The following is a 16,319-nucleotide window of genomic DNA, read 5'->3' on the forward strand; positions in this document are numbered from 1 at the left end:
AGTGCGGCGCCACTCAGGCCTTGAGTGCCGGATGCACGATCTTGCCGGCTTCGACGTTGATGCCGCGCTTGAGCGGCTCGAACTTCTTCCACTGGCGGTCACCGGCCAGCCGCGTCACGTAGGGCAGGATCGCCGCACAGATCGCCTGCGAGGAGGTCTGCGGCACCGCGCCGGGCATGTTGGTGACGCAGAAGTGGATCACGTCGTCGACGATGTAGGTCGGCTGGGCCCAGGTGGTCGGCTTGGAAGTCTCGAAGCAACCGCCCTGGTCGATGGCGATATCGACCAGCACGCTGCCCGGCTGCATCGACTTGACCATTTGGCGCGTGATCACGTGCGGCGCCTTCGCGCTCGGGATGAGCACGGCGCCGATCACGAGATCGGCATCCTTGACCTCACGCGCGATCGCCTCGCGGTACGGATACAGCGCGGTCACGTTGTGACTGACTTCCATCATGTGCGCAAGGCGGTCCTGGCGCATGTCGAACACCACCACGTTGGCGCCGCCAGCCGCCGCGAGAACCGCGGCATTGCTGCCCGCCGCACCGGCGCCGAGCACCACCACCTTGCCGCGTTCGGTCGATGGCAGACCACCGAGCAGCTTGCCCTTGCCGCCCATCGGCTGGTGCAGCAGATGGGTGCCGACCTGGGTGGCGATGCGGCCGGCGATCACCGACATCGGTGCCAGCAGCGGCAGCCCGCCGGCGTCGTCCTGCACCGACTCGAAGGCAATGCCGGTGAGACCGATGTCGAGCAGGCGCTGGGTCAGCTTGGGCTCGGCGGCCAGGTGCAGGTAGCAGAACAGCAGATGGTCCTTGCGCAGGTGCTTGAGGTCGCCCGCGATCGGCTCCTTGACCTTGACGATCAACTCGCCGGCCTCATAGAGCTTTTTCGCATTGGCGGCGATCTTCACCCCGACGCGCTCGTAGTCGGCGTCGGCAAAGCCGCTCTTGAGGCCCGCGCCGGCCTGCACGTACACCTCGTGGCCATGTCGCACCAGATCGCCACAGGCCGCAGGCACGAGCGCGATGCGCCCTTCCAGAGTCTTGGTTTCCGCAGGTACACCGATACGCATTGCAAATTCCTCGCAGGATGATGGAACGCACAGGACCACGAATGCCTTGAATCGCACCGGCGTTCACCCCATGCTCCGTCCACTGCCGTGCCGCGGCCGCCACCGGGCGGCACGCAGACCCGCAAGGAACGAAATCGGCGCCGGTGCCCCGCACCCGCCGCGACATGCAGCAAACACCAAGAAAAAGCCGCTCGAGAGCGGCGCTGGATTATACATGAGCACTGCCAAGCACTCGCGCCTCATCATCCTCGGTTCCGGCCCGGCCGGTTACACCGCGGCGATCTACGCCGCCCGCGCCAACCTCGCGCCGACCCTCATCACCGGACTGGCCCAGGGCGGCCAGCTGATGACCACCACCGACGTGGACAACTGGCCCGGCGACGTCGAAGGCCTGCAGGGGCCGGCGCTCATGCAGCGCATGGCCGAGCATGCCGAGCGCTTCCGCACCGAAATGATCTTCGACCATATCCACAGCGCCGACCTGTCGCGGCGGCCGTTCGTGCTCAAGGGCGACTCGGGCGAATACAGCTGCGATGCACTCATCATCGCCACCGGCGCCACCGCCAAGTACCTCGGCCTCGCCTCCGAGGAACACTACAAAGGCAAGGGTGTGTCGGCCTGCGCGACCTGCGACGGATTCTTCTACCGCGAACAGGACGTGGTCGTGGTCGGCGGCGGCAACACCGCGGTCGAGGAGGCGCTGTACCTGAGCAACATCTGCCGCAAGGTCACGCTCGTGCACCGCCGCGACAAGCTGCGCGCCGAAAAGATCATGCAGGACCGGCTGTTCGAGCGGCAGCGCGCCGGCAAGATCGAGATCATCTGGGACCACGCCCTCGACGAGGTGCTCGGCGACGACTCGGGAGTGACCGGGGCGCGCATCCGCAGCACGCTCGACGGCAGCAGCCGTGACCTGGCCGCCACCGGCGTGTTCATCGCGATCGGCCACACGCCCAACAGTTCGATCTTCGCCGGCCAGCTCGACATGAACAACGGCTACATCGCCATCCACAGCGGCACCGCCGGCAACGCCACCGCCACCAGCGTGCCCGGCGTGTTCGCCGCCGGCGACGTCGCCGACCAGGTGTATCGCCAGGCCGTCACCTCGGCCGCATTCGGCTGCATGGCTGCGCTCGACGCCGAACGCTACCTGGACGAAGTCGCGGCCACGCCGTCCACCGCGGCCTGACGAACCCGGGCGGCGCACGGCCAGTCGCCAGCGCGCAGGTCGCGGCTGCGCCGCGCGACCCGCACATCGCGCATGATGCGCGGGCGCGCCGGGTCGCGGTCACCAGGTCCAGTCATTCCACCCATGCTGCAGGTCGAATTCCACGCCAGCCTCGATGCGATTGACGCCGCGGCGTGGGACGCACTGCGCCCCGACGACAATCCGTTCCTCGCCCATGCCTTCCTCGCCGGCCTCGAACGGCACGGCTGCATCCGGGCGCGCGCGGGCTGGCAGGCCCATCACCTCAGCGTACGCGACGGCGGTCGCCTCGTTGCCGCCGCGCCGCTGTACCTCAAGACCAATTCGCACGGCGAATTCGTCTACGACGGGTCGTGGGCGCATGCCCACGAAGATCACGGTCTGCACTACTACCCCAAGCTCGTGTGCGCGGTGCCCTACTCGCCCGTGCCGGGACCGCGCCTGCTCGTGGGCAGCGCGGCCGATGCCGCGATGCGGCGCAGCCAGCTCATCGACGCCATCCGCGCCGAGGCGCAGCGCCTGGGTCTGGCTGCGGCACAGGTGAACTTCACCGCCGCGGCCGATGCCGCCGCCTTCGCCGGTGGCGACTGGCTGGCGCGCCGCGACTGGCAATTCCATTGGCACAACGACGCCGGCTGGCGCGACTTCGGCGACTTCCTCGCCGCGCTGTCGCACAAGAAGCGCAACAACATCCGCCGCGAGCGCGCCCAGGTCGCCGCCGCCGGCATCACCTGCCAGATCCGCCACGGTGACGAGCTCGGCGATGCCGATTGGCGCGCACTGCACGACTTCTACCGCGGCACCTTCGATGACAAGGGCAACTACGCGGCTCTCACGCTCGATTTCCTGCGCCACCTCGGCCAGGCGCTGCCGCGCCAGGTGCTGGCGGTGCTGTGCCATCGCCAGCGCGAACTCATCGGCGGTGCGTTGCTGCTGCGCAGTGCGAGCACACTGTATGGCCGCTATTGGGGCGCCCGCGAAGCCGTCGCCGGCCTGCATTTCGAGGCCTGCTACTACCAGGGCATCGACTACTGCCTGCGCGAAGGCCTGCGCAGCTTCGAGCCAGGCGCCGGCGGCGAGCACAAGATCGCGCGCGGCTTCCTGCCGACCGCCACGCACGCGTTCCACTGGATCGCCGACGCGGACCTGCGCGAGGCGATTGCGCAGGCGCTGCGGCGCGCCACGCCGCTGCTGGACGACTACCGCGACGACGTGTTGGCCCATTCCCCCTACGTGGCGCCTGCGACGCCGGTGGCGCAATGATCCGGCTGCCATGGCTCGACAGCGAGTGCCTCGACCCGTTCCCGCCCGTCGCGACGGCGCTGGCCGAACCCGACGGCCTGCTCGCGGCTGGCGGCGACCTGCGCCCGGAACGCTTGCTCGACGCCTATCGCCACGGCATTTTCCCGTGGTTTTCCGCCGGCCAGCCGATCCTGTGGTGGTCGCCCGCGCGGCGCAGCGTGTTCGACACCGCGCAGCCGCACGTGCCGCGGCGCCTGCGCCGCTGGCTGCGCGGCTGCGACTGGTCGATCCGCGTCGACACCGCATTCGGGCAGGTGATCGAAGCCTGCGCCGCGCCGCGGGCGCGCGAGCGCGGCACCTGGATCACGCCGGCGATGGTCACCGCCTACGTGCGTCTGCACGAGCTCGGCCACGCCCATGCGCTTGAAGTGTGGGATGGCGCCACGCTGGTCGGCGGCATCTATGGTGTCGCGCTGGGCCGCATGTTTTTCGGCGAGTCGATGTTCAGTCGGCGCAGCAATGCCTCCAAGCTGGCCCTGCTCGCGCTGTGCGCTGGGCTGCACGAATGGGACTTCCCATTGCTCGACGCCCAGATCGCCTCGCCCCACCTCGCCACGCTCGGCGCCCGCGAGCTGCCGCGCGATGCATTCTGCAGCGAAGTCGCCCGCCTGGCCGTACCGCCCGGTCGCGTCGGCTCGTGGCGCGAGGCATTTGCCTGCCATCGGCCGGCCGCCCTCGCCGCGATGGGCGGCAGCCGCCGCTGACGCCTGCGCCGGGCCCGTGCTTCCGCCACCGCTGCGATCGTGGCACAATCCCGCGCTTTGTTGGCTCCAATCCCCGCAACCTCAAGGCACGCATGTCCAAAGACGACGTCATCGAGATGGAAGGCACGATCCTCGAGACCCTTCCCAACACGGTCTTCCGCGTGAAGCTCGAGAACGGTCACGTGGTCACCGCCCACATCTCCGGCCGCATGCGCAAGAACTACATCCGCATCCTCACCGGCGACAAGGTCAAGGTCGAAATGACCCCCTACGACCTGACCAAGGGTCGCATCACCTACCGCAACCGTTGAGCGACGCGCGCCGCGCGCGCCAACGCCACCGCACCGACGCGACGCGGCCCCGCCCCTTCGCAGCACCCGAACCGATCCGCAGTGCCATGCCCCGCCGCGCGGCAGCGCGGTGGCATCGGCATGCCCGGTCGATCGCGCCGTCCACGGGCGCGCCCGTCAACGCTGCACGCTTCGCGTACCATCGGCGATCTGCCGCTCCGAGCCGGCACCGACCAAGCCATGAACGAAGCCGCCGCAACGCCCCCACTGTCTCGCACCAGCGACCAGCACACCCCGCTGCTGCGCCAGTATTTGCCTAGGGTTGTGTAGCCCTGTTTTGTCCGGCATTTTTTGCGTGTTTATGATCGCAACCGAGCTGGAAACGGTCTCATGGACACCCTATGGACACATCCAAACCTGCTCCAGAGCCGTCGGGAGCCCGCTCGCTGAGCGCGGCATATGCCCATGGAAATTATGGCTTTGACTCCATATGCCCTTTGAGCCATCATCGGCCATGACCTGGATCGTCATGCTTCACCCCGACTTCGACGCCGAGTTCGCAGACTTGGCAGAAGACCTGCAAGACGAATTGCTGGCCCATGCGAAGCTGCTGGCAGAGTTCGGCCCGAATCTCGGACGCCCCACGGTGGACACGCTCAAGGCGTCGAAGCACGCGAACATGAAGGATCTGCGCTTCGAATGGGCGAGCGAAGTCTGGCGCGTGGCCTTTGCCTTCGATCCGAAACGTCAGGCGATCCTGCTGACTGCCGGCGACAAAGCCGGCGCCGACCAACGCCGCTTCTACAAACGATTGATCGCCATGGCCGATGCGCGCTACGACGATCACCTCGCCACGCTCCGCAACACCCGAACCCCTGAGGCTTCCCATGGCAAGAAAGCTCGATGACGTGATCGCCGCCCTTCCGACAAACCGGCGGAAGCGAATCGAAAAACGAGCGCAGGAATTGGCGACGCTGAAGGATTTGCGCCTGGCCGTCGAGAAGACGCAGGTCGAGTTGGCCGCCGAACTCGGTGTCGGTCAGGACACGATCTCGCGACTGGAGAAGCGCAGCGACATGTTGCTCTCGACGCTGCGGCACTATGTCGAAAGCATGGGAGGAACACTCGAACTCGTTGCACAATTCCCTAATCGACCACCTGTGACTATCGAGCACTTGGGAATGGAGAAAACGAATCGCCGCAAAGCGGGCTGAACGTACACGATGGATATGAACGGGTGAAAATACCCAGCCTCACGCACCAAGGCGAACGCCTGACCAACCCGGTGGTTGCTGTCTGCGCTGGCGCAGAAGGCGGCCGACTGGAGATCCGCCGAACGCCATATCGCCGCCGTCATTCCGCTGCGCTTGGGCACGAAAGCGCTCGGGCGCAGCACCGCGCATTGCCGTTTCGCTTGGTGGTGGACGCAAGAACATCATCCGTCCCATGAGCAGCCCGTTAACGACCACGGCCAGCGGCATCGGTGGGCACACGCTGGCCCGTTTTCCGATTAGCGGCAACTGAGCCCTGCTATGGCGTGCGAAAGCGTGTCGTGCACGCGCTCGCGCGTTGAGACCCAAGAGCGATTCGATCCAAATTGGCTAGGCTGTAGATCGACACGCCCGCCGCTTCGGTCGGGAATGTGTCCACGGATTTCCTCATGTGCGTAGCTTGGGAGACCTGTGGACACAATATGGACACGCACCCCGTGCGAATTCGCCTCCCTCGATTTTTTGCACTTCACAGAAAGGCAAATGATTCTTGAACTATCAAGAGCTTAAGGAAGACAAACGCCACACAGGGGCCATGCGCCAGTACTTCGCCGCCAAGGCGGAGCATCCGGACACGCTGGTGTTCTTCCGCATGGGCGATTTCTACGAGCTGTTCTACGAGGACGCGCGCAAGGCGGCGCGGCTGCTCGACATCACGCTGACGCAGCGCGGTGCGTCGGCGGGCGCGCCGATTCCGATGGCCGGCGTGCCCTACCACGCGGCCGAGTCCTACCTCGCCAAGCTGGTGCGCCTGGGCGAATCGGTGGCGATCTGCGAACAGATCGGCGATCCGGCGCTGGCCAAGGGCCTGGTCGAACGCAAGGTGGTGCGCATCGTCACGCCCGGCACGGTCACCGATGCCGCATTGCTCGAAGAGCGGCGCGACAACCTGCTGCTCGCGATCGCCGCCGGCAGCGTCGGTTATGGCCTGGCCTGGGTCGATCTGTCGGCCGGCCGCTTCCTGCTCAGCGAGGTCGCCAGTGCCGAAGCACTCAATGCGGAACTGGCCAGACTGACGCCAGCCGAGACACTGGTCGGCGAGGACGTGGCCTGGCCGCGTTTCGTGACCGGGCTGCCGGGACTGCGCAAGCGTGGCCCCTGGCATTTCGACACCGCCACGGCGCGGCGCGAATTGGCGCGCTTCTTCGGCACGCGCGACCTGTCGGGTTTCGGCGTCGACGACCTGCCGCTGGCGCTGGCTGCGGCGGGCGCCTTGCTGGCCTACCTGGGCGAAACCCAGAAGGCCGCCCTGCCACACCTGAGCGGCCTTGCGGTCGAGAGCGCGAGCGAAACGATCGCGCTCGACGCCGCCACGCGGCGCAACCTGGAGCTCGACAGCCATGCCAGCGGCAACAGCGATCTCACGCTGTTCGGCGTGCTCGATTCGAGCGTGACGCCGATGGGCGCGCGCCTGCTGCGGCGCTGGCTCAATCGTCCGCTGCGCGACCATGAGCTGCTGCGGCAGCGCCAGCAGGCCGTGCAACACCTGCTCGACGGTGCCCGCGCAGGCGAATTGCGCGACGTGCTGCGCGGCGTCGGCGACCTCGAGCGCATCCTCGCCCGCGTTGCGCTGCGTTCGGCGCGTCCGCGCGACCTGTCGACGCTGCGCGACAGCCTCGCGCTCGCACCGACGCTCGCCGGCGTCCTCAGCGCCGGCGGCGATGCGCTACTGGCGACGGCGCCCGATACCCTGCTCGCCCGGATCCTGGACCGCATCGGCGATCATGCGCCCGTGGTCGAGCAGCTGACTGCCGCGATCGTCGACACGCCGCCCGCGCTCGCGCGCGACGGCGGCGTGATCCGCGGGGGCTTCGACGCCGAGCTCGACGAGCTGCGTCAGCTGTCGACGCACGCCGACCAGTTCCTCGTCGAACTCGAGGCGCGCGAGAAGGCGGCCACCGGCATCGCCACGCTCAAGGTCGGCTACAACAGCGTGCACGGCTACTACATCGAGATCAGCAAGGCGCAGGCCGACAAGGCGCCCGCGCATTACACGCGGCGGCAGACGCTCAAGGGCGCCGAACGCTACATCACCGAGGAACTCAAGGCGTTCGAGGACAAGGTGCTGTCGGCGCGCGAACGCTCGCTCATGCGCGAACGCCTGCTCTACGAGGCCGTGCTCGACTTCCTCGCCGCCCGGCTCGATGCGCTCAAGCTCGCCGCGGCGGCGCTGGCCGAGCTCGATGTGCTGGCCGCGCTGGCCGAGCGCGCCGAGGCGCTGCGCTGGAACTGCCCGCAGCTTGTCGACGCCGCCGGCATCCACATCGTGCGCGGGCGTCATCCCGTGGTCGAACGCGTGCGCGAGGAGCCGTTCGAGCCCAACGATCTGGACCTGCGCGAAGGCCGTCGCATGCTCGTCATCACCGGCCCCAACATGGGCGGCAAGTCGACCTACATGCGCCAGGCCGCGCTCATCGTGCTGCTGGCCCACATCGGCAGTTTCGTGCCTGCCGACGCCGCCACCATCGGTCCGATCGACCGCATCTTCACCCGCATCGGCGCCGGCGACGACCTCGCGCGTGGCCAGTCGACCTTCATGGTCGAAATGAGCGAGACCGCCGGCATCCTGCACAACGCGACGGCGGCGAGCCTCGTGCTGATGGACGAAGTCGGCCGTGGCACCAGCACCTACGACGGGCTGGCACTCGCGCGCGCCTGCGCGGTTGCGCTGGCCACGCGCAATCGCGCCTGGACGCTGTTCGCGACACATTACTTCGAACTGACCGAGCTCGCCGCCGAGCACGAGGGCATCGCCAACGTGCATCTGGACGCGGTCGAGTTCCACGACCAGGAACGCGGCGAGCAGCTCGTGTTCATGCACGCGGTCAAGGAAGGCCCGGCCAACCGCAGCTTCGGCTTGCAGGTGGCGGCGCTGGCCGGTCTGCCACGCGCAGTCGTCGACGATGCGCGCCAGACCCTGCGCGCACTCGAGGCCGCGCACTTGCCTGGCGCACCTGCCGCGGCCACGTCCGCGCCCCATCCCCAACTGGGCTTGTTCGCGCCGCCACTGCCTTCGGCGGCCGAGGAGGCACTGCGCGCGCTCGACCCCGATGCGCTCACGCCACGCGAGGCGCTCGCGGCGATCTACCGCCTCAAGCACCTGGTCTGACGGCCGGCAGCGTCACGTCATGTCGATGTCGCCGAGCGCGCGGATGAGTCGTCGCGCACGCTTGTCGGGGCGCTTGGGCGGACGCGCCAGCGCATCGCCGCGCAGGCGGCGCTGCTCGGCCGCCGCGGCGCGTGCGGCCGCGCTGGCCGGAGTCTCACTGTAAAGGGCCTGCGCGACGCGGGCCGGACCGCGTTGCCGCGACACGCCGACCACCTCGATATCGAAGCGCTCCTCGCCGCGCCTGATGTGCAGACGATCGCCCGCCTGCACGCTGCGCGAGGGCTTGGCCGTGGCGCCATTGAGCTCGACCCGACCGCCCTCGACTGCCTGTTTGGCCAGTGCGCGTGTGCGGAAGAAGCGCGCGGCCCACAGCCAAACATCCACGCGCAGGCCGGCGCCGGGAGCGGATGTGTCCGCGTGCGAACTCATTGGTAGTGCAAGGCGTCGGCCAGGCGCCGGATGTCATCGCCGGCCGACTGCGCCCACGCCGCATCGAGTGCGCGCAGGGCCGTGCTGGCGGCGTCGCGCTCGCCAGCCGCAAGCATCGCGTCGACCGCGGCCACCTCGTCGTGCAACTGCCGCGCGTGGCGCGCGCGACAGGTTGCCGCTGGCGGCGCCGGCTCGTGTGCCGGCTCCTGCAGGCGCAGCGCGCGCAACAGCGTCGGCGCATCGGCTGGCTCGTGTCCGCGCCCGGCCATGACCAGACGATAGGTTGGCGGCAGGCACCAGGTCGCCGCCGACTGCATCGAGTAGCGCGCCTGCGCGGCGTTGTAGCTGTCATCGGCACCGTAGACATAGACCAGGCGCAGCCGCTGCTGCGCCAGTTCGAGCAGGTGCGGTGGCGGCAGCAGCGCCAGCGGCGTGCCGATGCGGTCGCTGCTGCCGTCGAGCACGGCGCCATGGAAGACGTCCGGGTATGCCAGCGCGAGCACCTCGGCGATGCGCGCGCCGCCGGAGAAACCGCCGACGTACACGCGCTCGGCATCGATGTGGTAGCGCGCGACGATGTTGCCGTAACCATGCAGCGCCAACGCCATGCGTCGCGGCAGTTCCGGCTCCGGATTGCCCGACCGCGCGGCGCTGACGTAAATGATGCCAGTGCGCTCGAATACGCCTTGCCAACGCCGCGGCACGGTCGCCTGCTGCCAGGGCGCCACGTACACCAGCAGTCCGTAGCCCTGCGGCGGTGGCGGCGCCTTGGGCACGAACACGGCGAATTCCTCCTCGGCCAGATCCACCGTGTATTCGGGCACCTCGAGCCGGCGCTGCGCGTAGCGGGCCAGTGCGCGGCGCTCACCGAGCGGATTGAGGCTGCGCGCGAACAGCTCGCGCGTACGCGCGAGCGGCGAATAAGCCTCGAAACGCACGCCAAGATTGACGCCCTCGTGCAGGCGATCGACCGTCGCCGCCGCCAGCAGCGGCCAGGCGAGGAGCACGCCGAGCGCGAGGCGGCAGCGCGAACCGTGGCTTGACCGGGCACTTCCCATTGGCGCGATTCTAGCGCCGCCGACCCCAACCTGAACGCGCCGCGCCGCGCGGCGGCAGCGCGCCGCGCTTTCGCGTACACTGCGCGCGTTTGTTGCGCCGCTGCGCGATCTTCCCTTCCGGAAATCACGGCCACGAAGCGTCCATCGACGCCCGTCGCCTTCCGCACCGTTCGACTTGACGTCGCCGCAAATCGCGGACTCGCCGCCCCGGGCACGAGCCGCTCCATTTCCGTTCGCCCGCCGCGCGGTTGCAGGGAACGCCGCGGACGATGCCGGTCATCCATGCCGGAACGTTCATTGCTGCGCCCGTGCGGTCACTCGCGCCGGTGCGGTACAGGAGTTGTCATGTCTTTTGCATCACTGGGCCTCGCGCCCGCACTGCTGCGCGCACTCGACGAGCAGGGCTACAGCAGCCCCACCCCGATCCAGGCGGCGGCGATCCCACCGGCCCTGGAAGGCCACGACCTGCTCGCGGGCGCACAGACCGGCACCGGCAAGACGGCGGCGTTCGCGCTGCCGCTGCTGCAGCGCCTGTATGTCGACCACGCCGCGCCCGCCGCGCCCAAGCGCCCGCGCGCGCTCGTGCTCACGCCCACGCGTGAGCTGGCGGCGCAGATCCATGCCAACGTGCGCGACTACGGCAAGCACGTGCGCGTGCGCGCCACCACGATCTTTGGCGGCGTCGGCATGCAGCCGCAGGTCGACGCGCTGCGCCGCGGCGTCGAGATCCTCATCGCCACACCGGGGCGCCTGATCGACCACATCGGCCAGCGCAGCGTCGATCTGTCGCACGTCGAGGTGCTCGTGCTCGACGAGGCCGACCGCATGCTCGACATGGGCTTTCTGCCTGCCCTCAAGCGCATCCTCGGTCACCTGCCACGCCAGAACCGCATTACCTGGCTGTTCTCGGCGACGTTCGCCACCGAGATCAAGGCGCTGGCGAGTCAGTTCATGCGCGAACCGATCGAGATCCAGATCGCCAAGCCCAACAGCGTCGCCGCCACGGTCACGCATCGCGTGCACCCGGTCGATGGCGCGCGCAAGCGCGACCTGCTGCTGCACCTGCTCGAGGGCGATGCGAGCCAGACGCTGGTGTTCGGACGCACCAAGCATGGCGCCGACAAACTGGCGAAGATGCTCGACAAGGCCGGGCTGCGCGCCGCTGCGATCCATGGCAACAAGAGCCAGAACCAGCGTACCCGGGCGCTGGCCGACTTCAAGAGCGGCAAGATCAACGTGCTGGTCGCCACCGACATCGCCGCACGCGGCCTCGACATCGACCAGTTGCCGCGCGTGATCAATCACGACCTGCCGATGGTGGCCGAGGACTACGTGCACCGCATCGGCCGCACCGGCCGCGCCGGCGCACAGGGTCTGGCGATCTCGCTGGTTTGCCACGAGGAAGAAGGCCTGCTGCGCGACATTCGCCGCCTGCTCAAGCAGGACATCGAGATCGCACCGGTCGCCGGCTTCGAGCCGGCGCAGCCGCTGCGCACCGATGACGGCGCGCGCGCCAGGCCGCAGCAGAAGCCGCAGCAGCACAAGCCACGCCAGAACGCGGCGCCGCCGCGCCATGGCCATGCCGGCAAGACGGCCGCGCCGGCCAAGTCGGCCAGCCGCAAGCGCCGCCGCAGGGGCGGCGGGCAGCGCAGCACGCAGCCGGCCTGAACCCGACCGCCAGCGGCCGCGGCTCGCGTGTCCGCTGGCGATGACCGCACGCCGCGTTCGCCTGCAGTCGGTAGCCGCTGCGGTTGCGCGCCGCGTTGCCGGCCACCACGCGCGGCCCGAACGCGTGCGTCACCGCAGCGCGCTTGCGCGGCGGTGCGCGCTCAGCTGCGCTGCTCGACCGACTGCACGCCCGGGATCACGCGCAGCGCATCGATCACGCGGATGAGGTCGGCGCTGGAGGTGCCTTCGGCAAGGATCAGTTCGATGTCGTCGCCGCCGTTGCCGCGTCGCAGCAGGGTCTGCCGGATCGCGATGCCGCTCGCGGCGATCACCGACTCGATCGTCGACAGCCGCGCGCCATGGTCGAACGCGACGAGCAGGCGCGCGGTGCGCGAGTGCCCCAGATAGCGACGTTCGAGTGGCTTGATCACGGCCAGCGTGATCCACGCGATTGCGGTCGCCGCGATGCCGGCCAGGTACATGCCCGCCCCCACCGCCAGGCCGACCGCCGCGACGACCCAAAGCCCGGCGGCCGTGGTCAGGCCGCGGATGATGTTCTCGCGCTCGAGAAAAATGATCGTGCCGGCACCGAGAAAGCCGATGCCGCTGATGACCTGGGCGGCGATGCGCGAGGGGTCGAGCACCACCGCAGGTGTGCCGAGAACGTCGCGGAAGCCGAACGCCGACACGATCACGGCCAACGCCGCGCCGAGGCAGACCAGCATGTGCGTGCGCAGGCCGGCGGCCCATTCGTGGCGCTCGCGGTCGATGCCGACGACGCCGCCGAGGATGGCGGCCAGCAGCAGGCGGGCGACGAGCTCGATCTCGGGCACCATGAGCGGCGGCAACCTCAGGCGTGGACGTGGTTGCGCGCCATGTTACGCGCCCGCGCCGTCACTGCGCAGTCCTCGCCTGCAGCGCCGCGCGCAGGTTGGCGCCGAAGGCGCGCGGTTCGCAGCGCCCCAAGCGCAGGCGCGGCGTGCCGTGCCAGCGCGCGCAATCGTGGATGGCGCGTGCCAGGTCACGCGCCAGCGCCGCGTCGGGCGTCACGCCCTGCTCCAGGTACAGCGCCTTGATCTCGAACACGCCAGCGGTCCGGTGCGCCTTGGCATCGAGCCGGCCGACGAGGCGGCCGCGCCGCAGCAGCGGCAGCACGAAATAACCATGGCGCCGCCGCGGCGCCGGCGTGTAGCACTCGAGCCGGTAGTCGAAGCCGAACACGGTGGCGGCGCGTTCGCGATCCCATACCAGCGGATCGAACGGCGACAGCAGGCTCGTGTGCGTCGCGCGCAAGCGGTTGGCGCGCGCCTGCGCAAGCAGGCATGCGTGGTCGGCATGCAGGTAAGCCGGCGCCTCCCAGCCAGCCACCTCGATCTGCAACAGTGCACCGCTGGCGACGAAGTCGGCCAGCGCGTCATCGCGCAGGCGCGTGCCGCGGCGAAAGTAGTCGTTGATCCAGCGCGCCTGGGTGATGCCCAGCGCCTTGACCGCGCCGAGCGTGAACTCGCGCCGCAGTGTGGTGGCATCGGGTAAGCGCGGGTCGAACACATGGCGCGCGCGTGCCTGTTCGAGCACGCGCTCGCGCAGGTCGTACACACGCTGGAAGCGCTCGCGCCGCGCCACCATGAGTTCGCCGGTCGCAAACAGCGCCTCGAGCACGCGCTTTTCGTCCTTCCAGCCCCACCAACCGCCACCACCGCGGGCGGGACGCGCGAAATCGGCCGACTTCACCGCGCCGTGCGCGCGCACATGCGCCAGCAGCGCGTCCACCGCCGCGGCCTGATCGCGCCGCACACGCGCCGCGTGGCGCATGGCCCAATGCTGCCCGCGGGCGTCCTGCCGGCCATGTGCCGCATGCAGCGCGTAGTCGACGATCGGCGCGAAACAGGCCTCGTGGGCCCAACATTCGAATACGCCACCCTCGGCCAGCAGCTCGTCGAGCCAGCTTGGCTCGTAGGCGCCCAGGCGCGAGTACAGCACCAGATAGGGACTGCGCGCGACGACCTGGATGGTGTCGATCTGCAGCACGCGCATGCGTGTGATCGCGGCCAGCAGATCGGCCTTGCGCGCCCGCCGGCGCGGTGGCGTCAGCAAGCCCTGCGCAGCGAGTTGGATGAGCTGCGCCTGGCGCAGGCTGAGCCGCGGCAGCGTGTCCATGCCCGCTCGCGTCACCTTCAGCGCGGCGCGAGGATCGCGCTGAGCCGATCGGCGCTGCCTTCGATGCGCTCCAGGTGCGGAAACCTCAGTCCGCCGTGGTAGTCGAGGCGCACGCTGCGGTAGAGATTGCCGTCCTTGAGCAACAGTTCGATCGGCGCCGTGCTGCCCACCGCGGCCGTGATCGCGTCGTCGAGTTCGTCGTTGCTCCACGCCCGGCCGTTCACCGCGACGATCGTGCTGGTGGGCGTGACACCGGCGTTGAACGCGGCGCCGTCCCAGCACACGTCGCTGATGCGGCCATCCTTGCCGCCCACCACGAACCCAAGCGAGGCGGAGTAGTCCCAGCCGCGCCGGCCACCCTGGTTCGCCTTCTCGAAGGCGCTGGGCTTGTCCCTGTAGACGAGCTTCCAGCCGCTGGCGGCGAGCCCGTCCAGCGGCGGCGCGTGGCCGTCGATGCGCTCGCGCAGGAAGCGTGCCCAGTCATGGTGGGCAACACCATCGAGCGCCGCGACCACGTCGTCGAAGTCGTAGGTGCTGATGGCCCAGCTGCCGTCGTCGATGCCGAAGAAGGCACGCGCAAAGTCATCGAGCGAGCGCTTGTCGCCCGTGAGTTCGCGCAGCTTGGCGTCGACCGCGAGCCAGATCAGCTGGCCGGCGCTGTAGTAGTCCTCGCTCATCTGCCAGTTGCGATAGGGCAACGCGCGCCGCGCCGCGATGATCGGATCCTGCGTGGTGTCCTGCACATTGCGCCAGGCAAAGCCCGGGCGGTTGTCGGCATAGGTTGCCGCCACCAGCGCAAGCGCATCACGCGTCTGTTCGCTGCTCCACAAACCCGAACGCGCCGCCAGCACGAAGCCCCAATACTGGGTCTGGCCCTCGTACACCCAGAGCAGGCCATCATCCATCGGCACGTTGTAGTTGGCAGTGGCCGAGCCGACCGGGCGGCGGAACTTGCCATTCCACGAGTGGGTGAATTCGTGCGGCAGCAGGCCGCGTCCGGGCGCATGCTTGTCCCACTCGGTGAAGTAGCCCGGATCGCCAGAGTTCTCGCTCGAGCGCGAGTGCTCAAGGCCAATGCCGCCGAGCTGGTTGGTCAGCGCCAGCAGGAAGTCGTAATGGTCGTAGTGTTGCGAGCCGAACAGCTTGCGCGCCTGCACGACGAGGTTCTCATGCAGCTTGAGCTGCGCCGGCGTGGCGGCGAGGAAGCGTGCCGCGTCGGCGAACAGGTTGAGATGCACCGGCGCGTTGCCGGCGAGCTCGATGCGCTTGAAATGGCGACCGGCGAACAGCGGCGAATCGACGAGGGTCTCGAAGTCGACCGGCTTGAAGCGGGCCACGCCGTCGCTGGCGGGCTCGTTGGGCGTGGCGCCCGCGGGCAGGTCGAGCGCGCCGGCATAGTGCCAACCACCAGGCAGCTTGACGCTCGGCGCGAACGTGATGCGTCGCGCCGCATGGCCGGCCGGATACAGCGCCACCGCATCCCATTGCAGGTTCAGCATGTCGGGCGTCATCACCACGCGGCCTTGCGCCGGCTCCTGCGGCGAGAGGTACTGGAAGTCGACGCTGAGCGTGTCCACACCCTGCGGGATGTCGAGGTGGAACGCATAGACGTCGAGCGGATCGCGCTGCCACTCGAGCCTGTGGCCGTTGGCACTGGTCACGAGTCCGGCCAGCTTGTCGATCGGTCCGCGCGGCGCGTGCTTGCCCGGCAGCCAGGCGGGATAGAGCAGCGTCAGCTTGCCCGGCGCGACCGGGATTTCCTCATGCACGCGGAAGATGTGACGCTGAATGTCGGTGGCATCGACTTCGAGGCGGATCGTGCCCGGATAGGCGACGTCGGCCGGCGGTGGCACGCGCGGCGATTGCGCCCATGCGCCACCTGCCGCCATCGACAGGATCATGCCGGCCAAGCCCGTGGTCGTGTTCATCGCGCTCCTCCGCCTGCTGCAGGCAATGCAAAGTAAAGATTGTGACAGTTCGGCAGGATCGCGCCTGGGGCAATCGTCATGGCTGCTAGAATGTTGCGCTGCCGCAGTCGGAACTACCACG

The 16,319-nt window shown here is 68.9% G+C and carries 14 protein-coding genes; 8 read left to right on the forward strand and 6 right to left on the reverse strand.

Annotated elements, in window-relative coordinates:
• Positions 1 to 13: 13 nt before the first annotated feature.
• Positions 14 to 1,075, reverse strand: a complete 1,062-nt coding sequence (gene ald, locus KF903_RS03275) for an alanine dehydrogenase (protein WP_291210921.1) — start codon at positions 1,073 to 1,075, stop codon at positions 14 to 16.
• 214 nt (positions 1,076 to 1,289) lie between these two features.
• Here ald and trxB point away from each other — a divergent pair, with 214 nt between their 5' ends.
• The 7 genes from trxB to mutS all read left to right on the forward strand — a co-directional run bounded on the left by trxB (position 1,290) and on the right by mutS (position 8,958).
• Positions 1,290 to 2,264 carry a thioredoxin-disulfide reductase gene (gene trxB, locus KF903_RS03280; protein WP_291210923.1) on the forward strand — a complete coding sequence of 325 codons (975 nt, stop codon included), beginning with the start codon at positions 1,290 to 1,292 and terminating at the stop codon, positions 2,262 to 2,264.
• A gap of 123 nt (positions 2,265 to 2,387) precedes the next feature.
• Positions 2,388 to 3,545: a peptidogalycan biosysnthesis protein gene (locus tag KF903_RS03285; RefSeq protein ID WP_291210926.1), complete on the forward strand. Its 1,158-nt coding sequence runs from the start codon at positions 2,388 to 2,390 to the stop codon at positions 3,543 to 3,545.
• Entirely contained in the window at positions 3,542 to 4,288 is a 747-nt protein-coding gene (gene aat / locus KF903_RS03290) for a leucyl/phenylalanyl-tRNA--protein transferase (protein ID WP_291210928.1), read from the forward strand. The genes KF903_RS03285 and aat overlap by 4 nt, the downstream gene beginning before the upstream one ends.
• A 92-nt stretch (positions 4,289 to 4,380) precedes the next feature.
• Positions 4,381 to 4,599 carry a translation initiation factor IF-1 gene (gene infA, locus KF903_RS03295; protein ID WP_291210930.1) on the forward strand — a complete coding sequence of 73 codons (219 nt, stop codon included), beginning with the start codon at positions 4,381 to 4,383 and terminating at the stop codon, positions 4,597 to 4,599.
• Positions 4,600 to 5,092: 493 nt separating this feature from the next.
• Positions 5,093 to 5,485, forward strand: a complete 393-nt coding sequence (locus KF903_RS03300; RefSeq protein ID WP_291210932.1) for a type II toxin-antitoxin system RelE/ParE family toxin — start codon at positions 5,093 to 5,095, stop codon at positions 5,483 to 5,485.
• The gene (locus tag KF903_RS03305) at positions 5,466 to 5,792 is read left to right on the forward strand and encodes a helix-turn-helix domain-containing protein (RefSeq protein ID WP_291210935.1); all 327 of its coding nucleotides are present in this window, start codon (positions 5,466 to 5,468) and stop codon (positions 5,790 to 5,792) included. The genes KF903_RS03300 and KF903_RS03305 overlap by 20 nt, the downstream gene beginning before the upstream one ends.
• A gap of 592 nt (positions 5,793 to 6,384) precedes the next feature.
• On the forward strand, positions 6,385 to 8,958 hold the full coding sequence (mutS, locus tag KF903_RS03310) for a DNA mismatch repair protein MutS (RefSeq protein ID WP_291210938.1): 2,574 nt from the start codon (positions 6,385 to 6,387) through the stop codon (positions 8,956 to 8,958).
• Between the two features lie 12 nt (positions 8,959 to 8,970).
• Here the strand turns inward: mutS and KF903_RS03315 are convergent, their stop codons facing one another.
• Together KF903_RS03315 and KF903_RS03320 are read right to left on the reverse strand one after the other, a co-directional pair.
• Positions 8,971 to 9,387, reverse strand: a complete 417-nt coding sequence (locus KF903_RS03315) for a S4 domain-containing protein (RefSeq protein WP_291210941.1) — start codon at positions 9,385 to 9,387, stop codon at positions 8,971 to 8,973.
• On the reverse strand, positions 9,384 to 10,445 hold the full coding sequence (locus tag KF903_RS03320; protein WP_291210943.1) for an alpha/beta hydrolase: 1,062 nt from the start codon (positions 10,443 to 10,445) through the stop codon (positions 9,384 to 9,386). Before KF903_RS03320 ends, KF903_RS03315 begins: the two co-directional genes overlap by 4 nt.
• A gap of 345 nt (positions 10,446 to 10,790) precedes the next feature.
• On the opposite strand from KF903_RS03320, the gene KF903_RS03325 reads away from it, so the two are divergent.
• Positions 10,791 to 12,113 (forward strand): DEAD/DEAH box helicase, encoded by a 1,323-nt coding sequence (locus tag KF903_RS03325; protein WP_291210945.1) that lies wholly within the window; start codon positions 10,791 to 10,793, stop codon positions 12,111 to 12,113.
• A gap of 161 nt (positions 12,114 to 12,274) precedes the next feature.
• Here KF903_RS03325 and KF903_RS03330 read toward each other — a convergent pair whose 3' ends face one another.
• The 3 genes from KF903_RS03330 to KF903_RS03340 are packed head-to-tail and all read right to left on the reverse strand — an operon-like array spanning position 12,275 to position 16,198.
• Positions 12,275 to 12,949 (reverse strand): MgtC/SapB family protein, encoded by a 675-nt coding sequence (locus KF903_RS03330; protein WP_291210948.1) that lies wholly within the window; start codon positions 12,947 to 12,949, stop codon positions 12,275 to 12,277.
• A gap of 58 nt (positions 12,950 to 13,007) precedes the next feature.
• On the reverse strand, positions 13,008 to 14,270 hold the full coding sequence (locus KF903_RS03335) for a crosslink repair DNA glycosylase YcaQ family protein (RefSeq protein WP_291210950.1): 1,263 nt from the start codon (positions 14,268 to 14,270) through the stop codon (positions 13,008 to 13,010).
• A gap of 17 nt (positions 14,271 to 14,287) precedes the next feature.
• A complete protein-coding gene (locus tag KF903_RS03340; RefSeq protein ID WP_291210952.1) occupies positions 14,288 to 16,198 on the reverse strand; it encodes a peptidase M61 in 1,911 nt (636 codons plus the stop codon).
• Positions 16,199 to 16,319: the final 121 nt, after the last annotated feature.

The organism is Dokdonella sp., from assembly GCF_019634845.1.
Taxonomy (GTDB): domain Bacteria; phylum Pseudomonadota; class Gammaproteobacteria; order Xanthomonadales; family Rhodanobacteraceae; genus Dokdonella_A.